The organism is Pseudomonas sp. GD04158 (assembly GCF_029834875.1).
GTDB classification, from domain to species: domain Bacteria; phylum Pseudomonadota; class Gammaproteobacteria; order Pseudomonadales; family Pseudomonadaceae; genus Aquipseudomonas; species Aquipseudomonas hydrolytica.
The window spans coordinates 56,638-72,711 of record NZ_JAODYT010000008.1; the positions used below are offsets into that span (position 1 = coordinate 56,638).

Here is a 16,074-nt window from a genome sequence, read left to right on the forward strand (position 1 = left end):
AATGGAGTTTTATGGGGCAAAAATCGGCGGCAAGTATGGAGAAAGCAGGTAGCCATTGCAACGCGACATGCCGACGCCAACGGGGTTTCAGAGCCCTTGCCGGGTCATGCAGGATGACTTGAGCAACAGCCCTGGCAGCTTTTTGCGCAACCAGTTTGCGCAGCGCTAAGAAAGGATCGCCTTGGAGTTGTGACAGATGGCGACTGAAAGGCAGCTTAGCCCAGATCGGAGAATTTGCCGGGCGGCTGGTCGGCAGGTGCGACACTGAGTCGCACATATATATAGAGGGGCCGGCGACCGACGGTCGGTCGCCGGTGCAGCGGGGTATTACTTGGCGTCGCCCTGGCTCAGCTTGAGCACGTAGGCGGCCAGCAGGTGGGCCTTGTCGTTGCCGAGGAAATCACCCTGGGCGGGCATGTTGCCGCTGCGACCATAGCGAATGGTCTGTTGCAGTTGGGCGAAGCTGCTGCCGTAGATGAAGGCGCTCGGTTGAGTGAGGTCCGGCGCACCCATGGCGGCCATGCCGGTGCCGGCCGGGGTGTGGCAGGCGGCGCAGGTGCTGGCGAAGATCTGCTTGCCGGCCGCGACATCCGCCTGGGTGCCTTCCGGCAGCTCGCGGCCGCCCAGTTCCTGCAGCACGTAGGCAGCGACGTTACGCACGCCATCTTCGCCGATCACCGGGCCTTGCGCCGGCATCATGCCCATGCGGCCGTTGAGGATGGTGGTCTTGATGGCCTCCGGCTCGCCGCCCCAGCGCCAGCTGCTGTCGGTCAGGTTGGGGAAGCCGTAGCTACCCTTGGCGTCGGAGCCATGGCACACCGAGCAGTTGGAGGCGAACAGGCGACCGCCCATCTTCAGCGCCTGCTCGTCTTTCGCCACTTCTTCGATGGGCATGGCCGCATATTTGGCGAAAATCGGCCCGTACAACTCATCGGCACGATTCATTTCGCGCTGCCACTGGTTGACCTGGGTCCAGCCGTCCTCGTAGCCCGGCAGCAGGCCCTTGAAGTTGCCCAGGCCCGGGTACAGCAGCAGATAGGCCACGGAAAACACCAGGGTGCCGAGGAACAGCATGAACCACCACTTCGGCAGCGGGTTGTCGTACTCCTCGATGCCATCGAAGGAGTGCCCCATGGTCTGCTCGGTCGGGTTCTTGTGCACTTCGCTCTTGCGGGTGGCGAAGATCAGCCAGAACAGCGCGACCAGCGAACCCAGGGTCAGCAGGGTGATGTACCAGCTCCAGAAGGTGGTCATGCTTGGATCCTCGAAACGGCGGGCTTGGGCTCATCGGCGAAGGGCAGGTTGGCCGCTTCGGCGAAGGCGTCGCGGCGCTTGCCGCTGTAGGCCCAGAGGGTGACGGCGGTGAAGGCGAGCAGAACCAGCGCGGTGCCTAGGCCGCGCAGGGTGCCGATATCGATAAGCTCGAACATGGCGCTCACCTTTTGTTCTTCACGGCGGTGCCGAGCACCTGCAGGTAGGCGACCAGGGCGTCCATCTCGGTCTTGCCCTTGACCGCGTCACCGGCGGCGGCGATGTCGGCGTCGCTGTAGGGCACGCCCAATGTGCGCAGTGCGCTCATCTTCTTGGCGGTGTCCTTGCCGTCGAGGTTGTGCTCCACCAGCCAGGGGTAGGCGGGCATGATCGACTCCGGCACGACGTTGCGCGGGTTGTACAGGTGGGCGCGATGCCACTCGTCCGAGTAGCGGCCGCCGACGCGGGCCAGGTCCGGACCGGTGCGCTTGGAGCCCCACAGGAAGGGGTGATCCCAGACGCTCTCGCCAGCGACGGAGTAGTGGCCGTAGCGCTCGGTCTCGGCGCGGAACGGACGGATCATCTGCGAGTGGCAGCCGACGCAGCCCTCGCGGATGTAGATGTCGCGACCTTCCAGTTGCAGCGCGGTGTAGGGTTTGAGGCCATCGACCGGCTCGTTGGTGACGTCCTGAAAGAACAGCGGAACGATCTGGGTCAGGCCGCCGATGCTGACCGCCAGGATCATCACCAGGGCCATCAGGCCGATGTTCCTCTCGAGAATCTCGTGTTTCATCAGTGGGCTCCTTCTACCGAGAACTGCGCAGCGGCTTCCATCTCGGTGGATTTGGCGCTACGTACGGTCAGCCAGACGTTCCAGGCCATCAGCAGCATGCCGGCGAAGAAGATCGCGCCGCCGATCACCCGCACCACGAAGCCGGGGTGGCTGGCTTCCAGCGCTTCGACGAAGGAGTAGGTCAGGGTGCCGTCCTCGTTCACCGCGCGCCACATCAGGCCCTGGGTGATGCCGTTGACCCACATCGAGGCGATGTACAGCACGGTGCCGATGGTGGCCAGCCAGAAGTGGCTGTTGATCAGGCCGATGCTGTGCATCTGCTCGCGGCCGAACACCTTGGGAATCAGGTGATACAGCGAGCCGATCGACACCATGGCAACCCAGCCGAGGGCGCCGGCGTGCACGTGGCCGATGGTCCAGTCGGTGTAGTGGGACAGGGCGTTGACAGTCTTGATGGCCATCATCGGACCTTCGAAGGTCGACATGCCGTAGAAGGCCAGGGACACCACCAGGAAGCGCAGGATGGGGTCGGTGCGCAGTTTGTGCCAGGCACCGGAGATGGTCATCATGCCGTTGATCATGCCGCCCCAGCTCGGCGCCAGCAGGACCAGCGACATCACCATGCCCAGGCTCTGCGCCCAGTCAGGCAGCGCGGTGTAGTGCAGGTGGTGCGGGCCGGCCCAGATGTACACCGCGATCAGCGCCCAGAAGTGGACGATGGACAGGCGGTAGGAATACACCGGACGCCCAGCCTGCTTGGGCACGAAGTAGTACATCATTCCCAGGAAGCCGGCGGTCAGGAAGAAGCCCACGGCGTTGTGGCCGTACCACCACTGGATCATCGCATCGGTCGCCCCCGCATACAGCGAGTAGGACTTGGTCAGGGTGATCGGGATTTCCAGGTTGTTGACCACGTGCAGGATGGCCACGGTGAGGATGAACCCGCCGAAGAACCAGTTGCCGACGTAGATGTGGCTGACCTTGCGCTGCATCACCGTGCCGAAGAAGACGATGGCGTAGGAGACCCAGACGATGGTGATCAGGATGTCGATCGGCCATTCCAGCTCGGCGTATTCCTTGGAACTGGTCCAGCCCAGGGGCAGGCTGATGGCCGCGAGCACGATCACCAGTTGCCAACCCCAGAAGGTGAAGGCAGCCAGCTTGGGCGCGAAGAGCGTCGTCTGACTGGTGCGCTGTACCGCGTAGTAGCTGGTGGCGAACAGGGCGCAGCCGCCGAAGGCGAAGATCACCGCATTGGTGTGCAGCGGGCGGAGCCGGCCGAAGCTGGTCCAGGGCAGGTTGAAGTTGAGGTCGGGCCAGGCCAGCTGGGCGGCGATGAAAACGCCGAGTCCCATGCCGACGATGCCCCAAACCACGGTCATAATGGCGAACTGGCGAACCACCCTGTAGTTGTAGGCGGAACGGGTTGTTGTGTTCATGTCTGGGTTTCCATCCACGGTTATGGCAGAGCGGCCGATAACCGTGGTGCCCGCAGGCATGAGCAAGCCACGGACACCACGGATATCGACGCGAGGCAAGCATGAGCAAAGGGCCATCTGGGTTTATTGACGCCGGTCAATGGGAGCAGGGGCTGCCCTGGTTGTGGGACGAACCGCCGCAGGTGGCGCGCAGCACGCTGATCCTGGCCCATGGCGCGGGCGCACCGATGGACAGCCCGTTCATGCAGCACATGGCGCAGGGTCTGGCGGCGCGCGGCGTGCGCGTGGTGCGCTTCGAGTTCGCCTACATGGCGCAGCGCCGGGTGGACGGACGCAAACGGCCGCCCAATCCGCAGGCGCAGCTGCTGCAGCAATGGCGCGAGGTGCATGCCCAGGTGCGCCAACGGGTCGCAGGGCCCGTGGCCATCGGCGGCAAGTCCATGGGCGGGCGCATGGCCAGCCTGCTGGCCGACGAGCTGGACGCCGCTGCGCTGATCTGTCTGGGCTATCCCTTCTATGCCGCCGGCAAGTCGGAGAAGCCACGAGTCGCCCATCTCGCCGAGCTGCGCACGCCGACGCTGATCGTTCAGGGAGAGCGCGATGCCTTGGGCAATCGCGAGGCCGTCGCTGGCTATGACCTGTCGCCGGCCATCGCGCTGTACTGGCTGCAGGCGGCCGATCATGATCTCAAGCCGCTCAAGGCCTCCGGCTTCAGCCATGAGCAACACCTCGACAGCGCGGCTCAGGTCATCGCCAGGCAACTGGGAGCAAGTTGACGGGGAATGTGGCCGTTCTGCGGTCCGGATGAGAGTCGGGGCGTTAGCAGGAAGGGTCCTGTGGCCAAGCCCCTTCAGAGTCTTTTTCGTGGCGCGACCGCTGCAAAAGCGGTTGCGCTTGACCGAGCGGTCACGCAATGTGACAGCTAAGTGTCCCGGCCCGTGTCAGCGCGGGCTTTGCAGGCTTTTTGCCTGCATTGGCGGGCCGCTTGCCGCCCTGCGGAGCCAGCGGTGCCACGCAATAGGGCGGAGCGTCATGACGGAAAGATTGCGCCGCACCGAGATGGTGCGTTTTGTTCGGTTTGTTTGCGCAACTGATTGAAATTAAAGGAATAAGAGCGCTGGCTCGGGCCTTGCAGAGGATGCTGCAAGTCCGGGTGACAAGGAGTACGGCATGGCCCGCACCTTTTATGACGAGATGTACGACGCGAGCGGCGCTGTCCGTCCGCACTACCGCGAATTTGCCCGCTGGCTGGCAGAGACGCCGGACGATCTGCTGGCCCAGCGCCGACGAGAAGCCGACCTGCTGTTCCACCGCGCCGGTATCACCTTCACCCTCTACGGGGATGACCAGGGCACCGAGCGCCTGATCCCCTTCGACATCATCCCGCGCGCCATCCCTGCCAGCGAATGGCGCATCGTCGAGCGCGGCTGCATCCAGCGAGTGCAGGCGCTCAACCTGTTTCTCGCCGACCTCTACCATGACCAGCGCATCATCAAGGCCGGCATCATCCCGGCCGAGCAGGTACTGGCCAACGAGGGCTACCAGATGGCCATGCAGGGCCTGGACCTGCACCGCGACATCTACGCGCACATCGCCGGGGTCGACCTGGTGCGTGACGGCGACGGCAGCTACTACGTGCTGGAAGACAACCTGCGCACACCCAGCGGCGTCAGCTACATGCTCGAGGACCGCAAGATGATGATGCGCCTGTTCCCCGAGCTGTTCGCCGCGCAACGCGTGGCCCCGGTGGATCACTACCCGAATCTGCTGCTCGATGCGCTGAAGAGCTCCAGCCCGCTGGACAATCCCACGGTGGTGGTGCTGACGCCGGGGCGCTTCAACAGCGCCTACTTCGAGCACGCCTTCCTCGCCCGCGAGATGGGTGTGGAACTGGTGGAGGGCGCCGACCTGTTCGTGCGCGACGACAAGGTCTACATGCGCACCACCGCCGGCGCGCGGCAGGTGGACGTGATCTACCGCCGCCTCGACGACGCCTTCCTCGATCCGCTGGCCTTCAACCCCGAGTCCATGCTCGGCGTCGCCGGCCTGCTGTCGGCCTACCGCTCGCGCAACGTGGTGCTGGCCAACGCCATCGGCACCGGCGTGGCCGACGACAAGTCGGTCTACCCCTACGTCGGCGACATGATCCGCTTCTACCTGGACGAGGAGCCGATCCTCAAGAACGTGCCGACCTGGCAGTGCCGCAAGCCGGAGGAACTGTCCCACGTGCTGGCCAATTTGTCCGAGCTGGTGGTCAAGGAGGCCCAGGGTTCCGGCGGCTACGGCATGCTGGTCGGCCCGGCGGCGAGCAAGGCCGAGATCGAAGCCTTCCGCGAGCGGCTCAAGGCCAAGCCGGAGGCCTATATCGCCCAGCCGACGCTGAGCCTGTCGACCTGCCCGACCTTCGTCGAGCGCGGCATCGCCCCACGTCACATCGACCTGCGCCCGTTCGTTCTGACCGGCCGCGAAACCCGCCTGGTGCCCGGCGGCCTGACGCGCGTGGCACTGCGCGAAGGCTCGCTGGTGGTCAACTCGTCGCAGGGCGGCGGTACCAAGGACACCTGGGTGGTGGAGGACTGACCCATGCTTTCGAGAACTGCCTCCGATCTTTACTGGATGTCGCGCTACCTGGAGCGCGCCGAGAACCTGGCGCGCATGCTCGACGTCAGCTATTCGCTGTCACTGATGCCGCAGGACGGTCGTGGCGACGGCCTGGATGAACTGGCCATGCCGCTGCTCATCACCGGCACTCTGGACGACTACCTGGAGCGCCACGGCCCGTTGCACGCCGAGCGCATGCTGCACTTCTTCGCCCTCGATGCGAGCAACCCGGGCAGTATCTACTGCTGCCTGCAGGCCGCGCGCAGCAACGCTCATGCGGTGCGCGGGCGGATCACTGCGGACATGTGGGAGAACATCAATGCCTCCTGGCTGGAGATGCGCGGCATCGCCGAGCAGGGGCTGGGACGCTACGGCATCAGCCGTTTCTGCGAGTGGGTCAAGGAGCGTTCGCACCTGTTCCGCGGCGCCACCTTCGGCACCATCATGCGTGGCGAGGCCTATCGCTTCATTCGCCTGGGCACCTTCATCGAGCGCGCCGACAACACCCTGCGCCTGCTCGATGCGCGCTACGAAATGCTTGGCGAGGAAATCGACGAACTGGAAGAGCGCACCGCGCGCAGCTATTACCAGTGGAGTGCGCTACTGCGTGCACTGTCGTCATTCGAGGCCTTCGCCGAGATCTACCGCGGCTCGCCGCGCACGCGCAAGGTGGCCGAGCTGCTGCTGTTGCGCCCGGACGTGCCGCGCTCGCTGCGCGCCTGCCTGGAAGAACTCAACCTGATGCTTGCCGGCCTGCCCGGCGAGAACGGTCGCCCGGCGCAGCGTCTGGCCGCCGAGCTGGATGCCCGCCTGCGTTACACCAGCATCGGCGAGGTGCTCGACGAAGGCCTGCACGCCTGGCTCACCGACTTCATCCTGCTGGTGCGCCAGCTGGGCAACACCATCCATACGTCCTACCTGGAGGTCGCATGAGACTCTCGATCAGTCATGACACCACCTACCGTTACGATGATCAGGTGCGCGCGAGCATCCAGTACCTGCGCCTGACGCCGCACGACAGCGAGCGCCAGCAGGTGCTCAGTTGGCAGCTCGACCTGCCGCGCCCGGTGCATGCCCAGCTCGATCCCTACGGCAACATCCTGCACGTGTTGACCCTGGACGAGCCGCACGAATCCATCGTCATTGGCGCCCGCGGTCAGGTGGACATCGACGAAAGCTGCGAGGCCGAGCACGAGCGCCAGTCGGCATTGCCATTCCTGCGTTTCACCCGCCTGACCCAGGCCGACGACGCCATCCGCGAATTCGCCGCGCAGCAGAGCAAGGCGCGTACGGATCGCAACGGCCTGATCGACCTGATGCATGCGCTCAATGCCCATATCGCCTACCAGCCGGGCATCACCGAGGTGGACACTAGCGCCGCCGAAGCCTTCGCCGGCCGGCGCGGCGTCTGCCAGGATCACACCCATGCCTTTCTCGCCTGCGCGCGCAGCCTCGGCGTGCCGGCGCGCTACGTCTCGGGTTATCTCTACACCGACGACGCCGAGCACCTGGCCAGCCATGCCTGGGCCGAGGCCTGGCTGGACGATGCCTGGTACAGCTTCGACGTGACCAACTGCCTGGCGCGTCCAGAGCGCCACCTCAAGCTGGCGGTCGGCCTGGACTACCTCGATGCCTGCCCGGTGCGCGGCATGCGCCGGGGTGGTGGTTGCGAGCAGATGCACGCGCAGGTGCAGGTTGCGCCGTTGTTGCAGGTGCGCCAGCAGTGAGTCGCTCGGCGGGCGAGCGGGGCTGAACGAAGCCCGGCGGTTGCGAGTCTTTCCCTAATATCGGTGCGCGCCAGTTTGGTCGAGGCGCGCCAGATGAGGAGGACTCGAACGATGATTGCCTACACCATGGTGGGAACGCGGGATCTGCCGCAGGCCCTGCGCTTCTATGACCCGCTTTGCGCCGAAATGGGCCTGCAGGTCTGCTGGAAGGACGAGGCCTCGGTCGGCTACGGCCGGGTCGAGGATCTGGCTTTTCCACGTTTCTACGTCGGCTATCCCTACGACGGCAACCAGGCCAGCGTCGGCAATGGCGTGATGACCGCTTTCCAGTTCGCCGAGCCGGAGCAGGTCGACCGCCTGCACCGTCTCGCGCTGAGCAGCGGCGGACGCGACGAGGGCGCGCCGGGCTATCGTCCGCGCTACGGCGAGGGCTTCTACGCGGCCTACGTCAGGGACCCGGACGGCAACAAGCTGGCCTTCGTCGTCTATCCGCGCGGGTAGGGTGCGCCGCGCGCACCATCCTCTTCAGGCTGCCGAAGATGCGCGTGGCGCGGGCGGCCCTGCTTACCCGCCGGCATCTACTGACGTTCGCTGCGCTGATCCCGAATATCGGCCATGTGCGCCAGATAGGTGATCAGCTCGGTCAGCTCCTGCTCGCTCAGCACCTGCTGGGTGAACCCCGGCATGCGCCCCTGCGGCCAGCGCCGCAGGCTCTGCGGGTTGCGGATGTACTGGCGCAGGAAATCGCCGGTGAAGTACTCGGTCGGGTTGTGCGGGATGTTCAGGTCGGGGCCGAACTCGGAGTCACCCGCACCATTGAGGCGATGGCAGGCCATGCAGTTCTTCTGATACAGGGCGAAGCCGGTACGGACTTCGGCGCTGGCGTCCGCTGCCGGCAGCAGGGCGGGGAAGCGCTGTTCGACCGCGGCGAGCTGGCGAATCCGGGCGACCTGGAAGGGCCACTGCTCCGGGCCGATCTGGCTGGCGGCCGGATCGGTCCAGACCAGATAGAAGGGACCGGCGCTGGGCTTGCCCTTGGCCAGCGGTGGCCACGGATGCTGCGGGTCTTCGATGGCCAGCCAGGCCTTGGCACCCTCGCGCGCCAGCAGGGTGGCGGCCGGCAGTTCGGCGGCAAACCCGTCCAGGGCCACGGCCTGCAAGTGGTCGCCCGCGCTGACGCCGTCCAGCAGGGCGCTTATGGGCACCGCGCGGTAACGCATGGGCCGCTTGTAGCTCACGTCTTCGTCTATCTCGATATCGCGTGCCTGCGGATGGTCGAGCAATTCGCTGCTGCTCCAGCTGCGTTGCCCGCCGCTCAGTTGCACCTCGAGCTGCGCGGCCTGCGCCGTCCCGCTCATGACCAGCAGCGCAAGAAACAGTGCTTTCACTGGTCGGCCTCCAGCAGAGGCAGCAGATCGTCATAGGCGCCGGCATTGATTACCTCGCGGTAACCCAACTCTTCCAGGCTTTGCTTGGCCAGGCCCGAGCGGCGGCCGCTGCGGCAATAGAGCACCAGGGGCCGGTCCTTGTCCGGTGCGATGCTGGCGATCTGCGCAGCGATCTCGTCATGACCGATGCGAATCGCGCCCGGCAGGGCACCGGCGGAAAATTCCTCCGCGCTGCGCACGTCGATCAGCAGGCTGTCGGCTCGTTGCAGGCTGGCGAGGGCGGCGGCATGGTCCGCTTCTTCGGCTTGAGCACCGAGCAGGGTGAGCAGACCGCTCAATAAGATGGCAAGACGCATGTCAGGCTCCGGGGTGGACTGGTGCCCTATCTTTGCCCGAGCTCCGCGTGCCGTCCAGACGGAGACATGAGTCAAGCGCCCGCCCTGCGCGTAACGCACCACGGCGTCGCACAGCAGCGGGGAGGGTGGACGTTCAGCTGACCAGACGGGTCAGATTGGGAAGGATCAGGATGAGTGCCGTGGCGAAAAGGATTACACCAGCCTGGCGATATTTCGGCTGTTTGAACATGGCCGCATGCCTTTTGTTGTTATGGGAGTGGCGTCGGGCGCCTGCATCACTGTCCGACAGGTCGCTGCGTCACACCTGGGCGTTACTCTGATTCACCGCCCCGGCATGACCCGGCGACGGCTCCCTGTACCCGTTTTTTCCGCACGGGTGTCGAGGTAACTCTAGGGCTGGCGTCACAGCTTGCTTAGATGGTTTGGTTGCTAACGAAGTACTGTTAGGAAGCTGGGGCTATGTAGGAGGTCCTCCACAACAATGCAGGCCTTGAGGCAGACAGCTTGCTTGCCCTTGCAGGTGTCCGCTCGAGCAAACGACCGTTCGTCTGAGCTCAGCGGTCAATGGTGCTGAGCGCTTAGGTCATTGAGCGCTGATGCCCCGGCGCTATGGTAGTCAGGCTCAATAAGAACAGGCGCGGCCGGTTCGTAATGTTCCGCCAGCGCCGTATCAGTCTCCGAGGACGCCATGACCGAAGCATATATTTTCGATGCGGTACGCACACCGCGCGGCAAGGGCAAGAAGGACGGCGCGCTGTACAGCGTCAAGCCGGTGCTACTGGTCGCCGGCCTGTTGAACGCCTTGCAGGCCCGCAACGACCTGGATACCAGCCAGGTGGACGACATCGTGTTGGGCTGCGTGACGCCCGTGGGCGATCAGGGCGCCGATATCGCCAAGACCGCCGCCATGGTTGCGGACTGGGATGTCAGCGTCGCCGGTGTGCAGCTCAACCGCTTCTGCGCCTCGGGCCTGGAGGCGGTGAACATGGGCGCCATGAAGGTGCGCTCCGGCTTCGAGGATCTGGTGGTGGTCGGTGGCGTGGAGTCCATGTCGCGCGTGCCCATGGGCTCTGACGGGGGCGCCTGGGTGATGGACCCGGAAACCAACATCCACACCAATTTCGTCCCGCAGGGCATCGGTGCCGACCTGATCGCCACCCTGGAGGGTTTCAGTCGCGCCGATGTCGATGCCTTCGCCCTGCGCTCGCAGCAGAAGGCCGCGCGCGCCAGCGCCGATGGTTCGTTCGCCAGGTCGCTGGTACCGGTGACCGATCAGAACGGCATCGTGCTGCTGGATCATGACGAGTTCATTCGCGGCGACTCCACCCTCGAAGGTTTGGGCAAGCTCAAGCCCAGCTTCGAGATGATGGGCCAGATGGGCTTCGACGCCACCGCGCTGCGCGTCTACAGCCATGTCGAGCGCATTGACCATGTGCATACGCCGGGCAACAGCTCCGGCATCGTCGACGGCGCGGCGCTGATGCTGATCGGCTCCGAAGCCAAGGGCAAGGAGCTGGGCCTGAAACCGCGCGCGCGCATCGTCGCCACGGCGGTGACCAGCACCGACCCGACCATCATGCTCACCGGCCCGGCGCCGGCCACGCGCAAGGCACTGGCCAAGGCGGGGCTGTCCATCGACGACATCGACCTGTTCGAGGTCAACGAGGCCTTCGCCTCGGTGGTGATGAAGTTCATGAAGGACATGGGCGTGAGCGAGGACAAGGTCAACGTCAATGGCGGTTCCATCGCCATGGGCCACCCGCTGGGCGCCACCGGCTGCGCCATCCTCGGCACGCTGCTCGATGAACTGGAGAAGCGTCAGTTGCGCTATGGCCTCGCCACCTTGTGCGTTGGCGGTGGCATGGGTATCGCAACGATTATCGAACGTATTTAAGGAGCTATCACGGGCTACTGCGCTCGGCCATGCCGCGTTGGAAATCCTCCGGAAATGCTCATTTGCTACAGCAAACTCCGCTTTCCGAATGATTTCCGCCTAGCCTGACCTTCGCTCGTGACGCCCCTGAAGCGCTCCCCGAACATTGGGAAGTGAATGAAATGACTGACGCCATCCGTTACGAAAAGGGCCAGGACAATATCGTCGTCCTGACCATGGACATGCCCGGCCAGAGCGCCAACACCATGAACGCGGTCTACCGCGAGGCCATGGGCCAGATCGTCGATCGCCTGGAAGCGGAAAGGGACTCGATCGCCGGGGTGATCGTCACCTCGGCGAAGAAGACCTTCTTCGCTGGCGGCGACCTCAATGAGCTGATCAAGGTCACCCAGGCCGAGGCCCAGGGCTTCTACGAGATGATCCTCAGGATCAAGGGCCAGTTGCGCCGTCTGGAAACCCTCGGCAAACCTGTGGTCGCCGCCATCAACGGAGCAGCGCTGGGCGGCGGCTGGGAAATCGCCCTGGCCTGTCACCACCGCATCGCGCTGAACGAAAGCCACGTGCAGCTCGGCCTGCCGGAGGTCACCCTCGGCCTGCTGCCGGGCGGCGGCGGGGTGGTGCGCATGGTGCGCCTGCTTGGCCTGGAAAAGGCGCTGCCGTATCTGGCCGAAGGCAAGAAGGTGCGCCCCGAGGCAGCGCTCAAGGCCGGACTGATTCACGACCTGGCCAGTGACCGCGAGGAGATGCTGGCCAAGGCCCGCGCCTGGATCGCCGCCAACCCGGCGGCCAAGCAGCCTTGGGACGTGCAGGGCTACAAGATCCCCGGCGGCACGCCCAGTTCGCCGAACGTGGCGCAGATGCTGGCCATCGCCCCGAGCGTGCTGCGCGACAAGACCAAGGGCTGCTTCCCGGCGCCGGAGAAGATCCTGTGCGCCGCTGTGGAAGGTGCGCAGGTCGACTTCGACACTGCGCAGATCATCGAGGCACGCTACTTCACCGAGCTGACCTGTGGTCAGGTGGCGAAGAACATGATCGGCACCTTCTGGTTCCAGCTCAACGAGATCAACGCTGGCGGCTCGCGCCCGCAGGGCTACCCGAAAACCCAGACGAAGAAGGTCGGCGTGCTCGGTGCAGGCATGATGGGCGCCGGTATCGCCTACGTATCGGCAGCGGCCGGCATCGAGGTGGTGCTCAAGGACGTGTCCGTCGAAGCGGCGGAGAAGGGCAAGGCCTACTCGGCCAAGCTGCTCGACAAGAAGGTCGGCAAGGGCCATATGAGTGGCGAGCAACGCGACGCCTTCCTGGCGCGGATCAAGGCCACCGATAGCGAGGCAGACTTCGAGGGCTGCGACCTGATCATCGAAGCGGTGTTCGAGGACCGTGCGCTCAAGGGCAAGGTCACCGCTGCCGCCGAGGCCGCGGCGCTGAGCGATGCGGTGATCGCCTCCAACACCTCGACGCTGCCGATCACCGGTCTGGCGACTGCCGTGGCAAAACCGGAGAAATTCATCGGCCTGCATTTCTTCAGCCCAGTGGACAAAATGCCGCTGGTGGAAATCATCCGCGGCGAGAAGACCAGTGACGAGACCCTGGCGCGTGGCTTCGACTACGTCATGCAGATCAAGAAGACCCCCATCGTGGTCAACGACAGCCGCGGCTTCTTCACCTCGCGCGTGTTCGGCACCTTCACCAACGAAGGCCTGGCCATGCTCGGCGAAGGCGTCAGCGCCGCGATGATCGAGAACGAGGCGCGCAAGGCCGGCATGCCGGTCGGGCCGCTGGCGATCAGCGACGAAGTGTCCATGAGCCTGATGAACCATATCCGCCAGCAGACCATCAAGGACCTGGCCGCCGAGGGCAAATCCATCCCCGAGCATCCGGCCTTTGCTGTCATCGATCTGATGCTTAACGAGTACAAGCGTCCGGGCAAAGCGGCGGGCATGGGCTTCTACGATTACCCGGCCGGGGGCAAGAAGCACCTGTGGCCGGAGCTCAAGGCACGTTTCGAAAAGGCCGATGCACAGATCTCGCAGGAGGACGTGCGCGACCGCATTCTGTTCATCCAGGCCATCGAGACGGTGCGCTGCGTGGAAGAGGGCGTGCTGAAGTCGGTGGCCGACGCCAATATCGGCTCGATCTTCGGCATCGGCTTCGCCGCCTGGACCGGCGGTGCGCTGCAGTTCATCAATCAGTACGGGGTGAAAGACTTCGTCGCGCGGGCCCAGTACCTGGCCGAACAGTACGGCGAGCGCTTCCTGCCACCGGCGCTGTTGCTGGAGAAGGCGGCCAAGGGCGAAACCTTCTGAGGCAGAACGTCAGGCAGGTTCGGATGCGCCATGCGCACCGAGCGCCCCGCCTGCCGCACAAGCAGAAACGGCCCGCAAGGGCCGTTTCCATTTTGCTCAGTCTTCCAGCTGATCGCGGATCACCTGACCGCTCTTGCCGTCGATGCGGAACTCGTAGAGACGGCCGTCCTGTTTCAGGCCTTCGCCTTCCCAGTAGCCATCGCTGTCCGCCTCGATCTTGTGCAGTTCGGTGTAGCCGGCTGCACGAGCCTTGCTCAGGGCGTCCTCGATGCTGATCCAGTCGCTGCCGGGGCGATCCGCCACGGCGTTGCCGGCCAGTAACAGGCCGCCTGCAAGCAGGGTAGTGAGGTTGCGTATCTGCATGAGCCAGTTCCTCGTTCCGTTGAAGATGCCCGAGGAGTCTAGATCATCGCGACTTCACGCCGCCTGGCACCAGCCCTGGCGAATGCACACGGCTTCGTGGATCGCCAGCATCTCGCTGTAACGGGTCGGCATGCGCAGGGTCAGCATGCTGCCGTCATCGAGCTGCAGAGCGGCTTCGGTCTCGAACTGCAGGCCGCCGTCTTCCAGGTGGACATAGGTGACGCCGTAGGCGTCTTGGCTGAGTTGGCTGTGCATGGCTGCTCTCCTGCGCTTGTATCAGCTCGGACGAACGTCGCGGGCTGCGGGGGCAACCTGCTCGGTACGGGCCGGGGCGGCGGTCTGGAAGGCGGATGCAGCGGCAAAGCTGGCGAGTGCGGCGTAGATGCTCATGATCGATTTCCTTCTGTGCGATGTGGGCGACTGCCCGATGTGTCGATATTCGCTGCGCTCTAGCGATCACAGAAGTGAATGGCGTGCATGGTAACTATCGAGGCGGCTGATGGTGTTCGATCCGAGACTGGTTCAGCTTGGCTGTAAATTTTAATTTACGACTGTTCATGCCGTTGCACAGCGTTCGCCGAAGTCAAATGTGCTGACAAATCAGGGATGGCTATTTCCTTGTGCGAGGTCATGTGTTAAGAAAAACGCACAAATCACCCATCCGCGTGTTCACCACAGGAAACCCCATGTCACTGCGTATCTGCATCCTGGAAACTGACATCCTCCGCCCCGAACTGGTCGACCAGTACCAGGGTTATGGCCGCATGTTCGAGCAGCTGTTCGCTCAGCAGCCGGTCGCGGCGGAGTTCAGTGTCTACAACGTGGTGGAGGGGCATTACCCGCCCGATAGCGAGAAGTTCGATGCCTATCTGGTGACCGGCAGCAAGGCCGATTCCTTCGGCAGCGAGCCGTGGATCCAGACGCTCAAGGAATACCTGCTCGAACGCTACAAGCGTGGCGACAAGCTGCTGGGCATCTGCTTCGGTCACCAGTTGCTGGCATTGCTGCTGGGGGGCAAGGCCGAGCGTGCCGAGCAGGGCTGGGGCGTGGGCGTTCACAGCTACCGTCTGGAGGGCAAGCCCGAGTGGATGAGCCCGGCGCTGGACGAATTGCAGTTGCTGATCAGTCACCAGGATCAGGTCACCCGTCTGCCGGAGAAGGCCACGCTGCTTGCGTCCAGCGATTTCTGCCCGATTGGCGCCTATCACATCGAAGATCAGGTGCTGTGCTTCCAGGGGCATCCGGAGTTCGTCCACGACTACTCGCGCGCGTTGCTTGATCTGCGTCAGCAGCATCTCGGTGAGCAGGTCTATCAGCGAGGCGTGGACAGCCTCAAGCATTCGCAGCAAGGCAGCGCAGTGGCCGAGTGGATGATGCGCTTCGTGGCGCAGGGTAAGGAAGCCAAGGCCTGAGCCTGACCCGATCCAGAGAAAAGCCCGGGTTACCGGGCTTTTTCATGCCTGCTGGGTGAGCACGAAGTAGGGCGAGAGACGCTCGCTTCTGTTCGGCGGCGGGCTGCTCAACTGCCGCTTGAGGCTTTCGGCCAGATCCAGGTGGTGAGCCAGCTTGTGGCAGCATTCGATATTGCGCGCCACGGCGCCAGCCGAGCTTTTGCCGATACCGCCGAGCGCCAGCAGGGTGGTCAGCAGGGACAGGCTGGCGAGCATCAGCATGCGAGTGCGTTGCGTTCTGATCATGATCGTACTCACCCCTGCGAGAATGCGCCGAGCAGGGCGGGTAGGCGAGTGATCAGGCTGTGCAGTGGGCCGGGCTGCTCGATGGTCGGGGTGCTGGGCTGCAGGCTGGCGTAACTCACGACCAGCACCGTGGAGGTGCTGATCAGGTACAGGCCGATGCCCGCGAGGGCGCCGTTGCGGGCGGCTTGAGAGAGACGGGACATGTTCTGTGCTCCAGGTCAGGAGTGACGATGGGCACAGAGTCGCTGAAGTCATTTCG

General features: G+C 64.4%; 19 protein-coding genes. 8 read left to right on the forward strand and 11 right to left on the reverse strand.

Going from position 1 to position 16,074, the window contains the following annotated elements; genetic code table 11:
- Positions 1–327: 327 nt before the first annotated feature.
- From ccoP to ccoN, 4 genes are read right to left on the reverse strand one after another with little or no spacing between them, the layout of a single operon-like run.
- Positions 328–1,254, reverse strand: coding sequence for a cytochrome-c oxidase, cbb3-type subunit III (gene ccoP, locus N7333_RS05410; protein WP_096826642.1), 927 nt, complete (start codon positions 1,252–1,254; stop codon positions 328–330).
- On the reverse strand, positions 1,251–1,430 hold the full coding sequence (locus tag N7333_RS05415) for a CcoQ/FixQ family Cbb3-type cytochrome c oxidase assembly chaperone (protein ID WP_012018853.1): 180 nt from the start codon (positions 1,428–1,430) through the stop codon (positions 1,251–1,253). The genes ccoP and N7333_RS05415 overlap by 4 nt, the downstream gene beginning before the upstream one ends.
- A 5-nt stretch (positions 1,431–1,435) precedes the next feature.
- Positions 1,436–2,044: a cytochrome-c oxidase, cbb3-type subunit II gene (gene ccoO / locus N7333_RS05420; protein WP_279858569.1), complete on the reverse strand. Its 609-nt coding sequence runs from the start codon at positions 2,042–2,044 to the stop codon at positions 1,436–1,438.
- Complete coding sequence (ccoN, locus tag N7333_RS05425) at positions 2,044–3,483, reverse strand: cytochrome-c oxidase, cbb3-type subunit I (protein WP_279858570.1); 1,440 nt, start codon at positions 3,481–3,483, stop codon at positions 2,044–2,046. Before ccoN ends, ccoO begins: the two co-directional genes overlap by 1 nt.
- 101 nt (positions 3,484–3,584) lie before the next feature.
- Here ccoN and N7333_RS05430 point away from each other — a divergent pair, with 101 nt between their 5' ends.
- From N7333_RS05430 to N7333_RS05450, 5 genes are all read left to right on the forward strand, one after another.
- A complete protein-coding gene (locus tag N7333_RS05430) occupies positions 3,585–4,259 on the forward strand; it encodes an alpha/beta family hydrolase (RefSeq protein ID WP_279858571.1) in 675 nt (224 codons plus the stop codon).
- 394 nt (positions 4,260–4,653) lie between these two features.
- Positions 4,654–6,063, forward strand: coding sequence for a circularly permuted type 2 ATP-grasp protein (locus tag N7333_RS05435; protein ID WP_003241025.1), 1,410 nt, complete (start codon positions 4,654–4,656; stop codon positions 6,061–6,063).
- A 3-nt stretch (positions 6,064–6,066) separates the two neighbouring features.
- On the forward strand, positions 6,067–7,017 hold the full coding sequence (locus N7333_RS05440; RefSeq protein WP_003241023.1) for an alpha-E domain-containing protein: 951 nt from the start codon (positions 6,067–6,069) through the stop codon (positions 7,015–7,017).
- Complete coding sequence (locus N7333_RS05445; RefSeq protein WP_129483393.1) at positions 7,014–7,811, forward strand: transglutaminase family protein; 798 nt, start codon at positions 7,014–7,016, stop codon at positions 7,809–7,811. Before N7333_RS05440 ends, N7333_RS05445 begins: the two co-directional genes overlap by 4 nt.
- A gap of 111 nt (positions 7,812–7,922) precedes the next feature.
- Positions 7,923–8,312: a VOC family protein gene (locus tag N7333_RS05450; protein WP_129483394.1), complete on the forward strand. Its 390-nt coding sequence runs from the start codon at positions 7,923–7,925 to the stop codon at positions 8,310–8,312.
- Between the two features lie 77 nt (positions 8,313–8,389).
- On the opposite strand, the gene N7333_RS05455 is transcribed toward N7333_RS05450, so the two are convergent.
- Complete coding sequence (locus tag N7333_RS05455; protein ID WP_177491226.1) at positions 8,390–9,169, reverse strand: cytochrome c; 780 nt, start codon at positions 9,167–9,169, stop codon at positions 8,390–8,392.
- Positions 9,170–9,195: 26 nt separating this feature from the next.
- Positions 9,196–9,555, reverse strand: coding sequence for a rhodanese-like domain-containing protein (locus N7333_RS05460; protein ID WP_129483396.1), 360 nt, complete (start codon positions 9,553–9,555; stop codon positions 9,196–9,198).
- 688 nt (positions 9,556–10,243) lie between these two features.
- Between N7333_RS05460 and N7333_RS05465 the strand changes: the two genes are divergently transcribed.
- Both N7333_RS05465 and N7333_RS05470 read left to right on the forward strand, forming a co-directional pair.
- Positions 10,244–11,449 carry an acetyl-CoA C-acetyltransferase gene (locus N7333_RS05465; RefSeq protein ID WP_129483397.1) on the forward strand — a complete coding sequence of 402 codons (1,206 nt, stop codon included), beginning with the start codon at positions 10,244–10,246 and terminating at the stop codon, positions 11,447–11,449.
- A gap of 161 nt (positions 11,450–11,610) precedes the next feature.
- Positions 11,611–13,755 carry a 3-hydroxyacyl-CoA dehydrogenase NAD-binding domain-containing protein gene (locus tag N7333_RS05470; RefSeq protein WP_129483398.1) on the forward strand — a complete coding sequence of 715 codons (2,145 nt, stop codon included), beginning with the start codon at positions 11,611–11,613 and terminating at the stop codon, positions 13,753–13,755.
- Between the two features lie 96 nt (positions 13,756–13,851).
- Here N7333_RS05470 and N7333_RS05475 read toward each other — a convergent pair whose 3' ends face one another.
- Genes N7333_RS05475 through N7333_RS05485 form a run of 3 tightly spaced genes read right to left on the reverse strand, consistent with a single transcriptional unit; the run spans position 13,852 to position 14,508 of the window.
- Positions 13,852–14,118 carry a PepSY domain-containing protein gene (locus tag N7333_RS05475; RefSeq protein WP_003241009.1) on the reverse strand — a complete coding sequence of 89 codons (267 nt, stop codon included), beginning with the start codon at positions 14,116–14,118 and terminating at the stop codon, positions 13,852–13,854.
- Positions 14,119–14,172: 54 nt separating this feature from the next.
- Positions 14,173–14,373: a type III secretion system co-regulatory protein PtrC gene (ptrC, locus tag N7333_RS05480; protein ID WP_003241007.1), complete on the reverse strand. Its 201-nt coding sequence runs from the start codon at positions 14,371–14,373 to the stop codon at positions 14,173–14,175.
- 21 nt (positions 14,374–14,394) lie between these two features.
- The gene (locus tag N7333_RS05485; protein WP_277425981.1) at positions 14,395–14,508 is read right to left on the reverse strand and encodes a PA2485 family small membrane protein; all 114 of its coding nucleotides are present in this window, start codon (positions 14,506–14,508) and stop codon (positions 14,395–14,397) included.
- Positions 14,509–14,804: 296 nt separating this feature from the next.
- Here N7333_RS05485 and N7333_RS05490 point away from each other — a divergent pair, with 296 nt between their 5' ends.
- A complete protein-coding gene (locus N7333_RS05490; protein ID WP_003241003.1) occupies positions 14,805–15,530 on the forward strand; it encodes an amidotransferase in 726 nt (241 codons plus the stop codon).
- Positions 15,531–15,572: 42 nt separating this feature from the next.
- On the opposite strand, the gene N7333_RS05495 is transcribed toward N7333_RS05490, so the two are convergent.
- Both N7333_RS05495 and N7333_RS05500 read right to left on the reverse strand, forming a co-directional pair.
- Entirely contained in the window at positions 15,573–15,815 is a 243-nt protein-coding gene (locus N7333_RS05495) for a hypothetical protein (protein ID WP_129483399.1), read from the reverse strand.
- Between the two features lie 8 nt (positions 15,816–15,823).
- Positions 15,824–16,018 carry a hypothetical protein gene (locus N7333_RS05500; protein ID WP_129483400.1) on the reverse strand — a complete coding sequence of 65 codons (195 nt, stop codon included), beginning with the start codon at positions 16,016–16,018 and terminating at the stop codon, positions 15,824–15,826.
- Between the last annotated feature and the right edge of the window lie 56 nt (positions 16,019–16,074).

Bases quoted from the DNA above. Each gene is read 5' to 3' on its own strand.
- ccoP (WP_096826642.1), bottom strand. From the start codon at position 1,254: ATGACCACCTTCTGGAGCTGGTACATCACCCTGCTGACCCTGGGTTCG.
- N7333_RS05415 (WP_012018853.1), bottom strand. From the start codon at position 1,430: ATGTTCGAGCTTATCGATATCGGCACCCTGCGCGGCCTAGGCACCGCG.
- ccoO (WP_279858569.1), bottom strand. From the start codon at position 2,044: ATGAAACACGAGATTCTCGAGAGGAACATCGGCCTGATGGCCCTGGTG.
- ccoN (WP_279858570.1), bottom strand. From the start codon at position 3,483: ATGAACACAACAACCCGTTCCGCCTACAACTACAGGGTGGTTCGCCAG.
- N7333_RS05430 (WP_279858571.1), top strand. From the start codon at position 3,585: ATGAGCAAAGGGCCATCTGGGTTTATTGACGCCGGTCAATGGGAGCAG.
- N7333_RS05435 (WP_003241025.1), top strand. From the start codon at position 4,654: ATGGCCCGCACCTTTTATGACGAGATGTACGACGCGAGCGGCGCTGTC.
- N7333_RS05440 (WP_003241023.1), top strand. From the start codon at position 6,067: ATGCTTTCGAGAACTGCCTCCGATCTTTACTGGATGTCGCGCTACCTG.
- N7333_RS05445 (WP_129483393.1), top strand. From the start codon at position 7,014: ATGAGACTCTCGATCAGTCATGACACCACCTACCGTTACGATGATCAG.
- N7333_RS05450 (WP_129483394.1), top strand. From the start codon at position 7,923: ATGATTGCCTACACCATGGTGGGAACGCGGGATCTGCCGCAGGCCCTG.
- N7333_RS05455 (WP_177491226.1), bottom strand. From the start codon at position 9,169: ATGAGCGGGACGGCGCAGGCCGCGCAGCTCGAGGTGCAACTGAGCGGC.
- N7333_RS05460 (WP_129483396.1), bottom strand. From the start codon at position 9,555: ATGCGTCTTGCCATCTTATTGAGCGGTCTGCTCACCCTGCTCGGTGCT.
- N7333_RS05465 (WP_129483397.1), top strand. From the start codon at position 10,244: ATGACCGAAGCATATATTTTCGATGCGGTACGCACACCGCGCGGCAAG.
- N7333_RS05470 (WP_129483398.1), top strand. From the start codon at position 11,611: ATGACTGACGCCATCCGTTACGAAAAGGGCCAGGACAATATCGTCGTC.
- N7333_RS05475 (WP_003241009.1), bottom strand. From the start codon at position 14,118: ATGCAGATACGCAACCTCACTACCCTGCTTGCAGGCGGCCTGTTACTG.
- ptrC (WP_003241007.1), bottom strand. From the start codon at position 14,373: ATGCACAGCCAACTCAGCCAAGACGCCTACGGCGTCACCTATGTCCAC.
- N7333_RS05485 (WP_277425981.1), bottom strand. From the start codon at position 14,508: ATGAGCATCTACGCCGCACTCGCCAGCTTTGCCGCTGCATCCGCCTTC.
- N7333_RS05490 (WP_003241003.1), top strand. From the start codon at position 14,805: ATGTCACTGCGTATCTGCATCCTGGAAACTGACATCCTCCGCCCCGAA.
- N7333_RS05495 (WP_129483399.1), bottom strand. From the start codon at position 15,815: ATGATCAGAACGCAACGCACTCGCATGCTGATGCTCGCCAGCCTGTCC.
- N7333_RS05500 (WP_129483400.1), bottom strand. From the start codon at position 16,018: ATGTCCCGTCTCTCTCAAGCCGCCCGCAACGGCGCCCTCGCGGGCATC.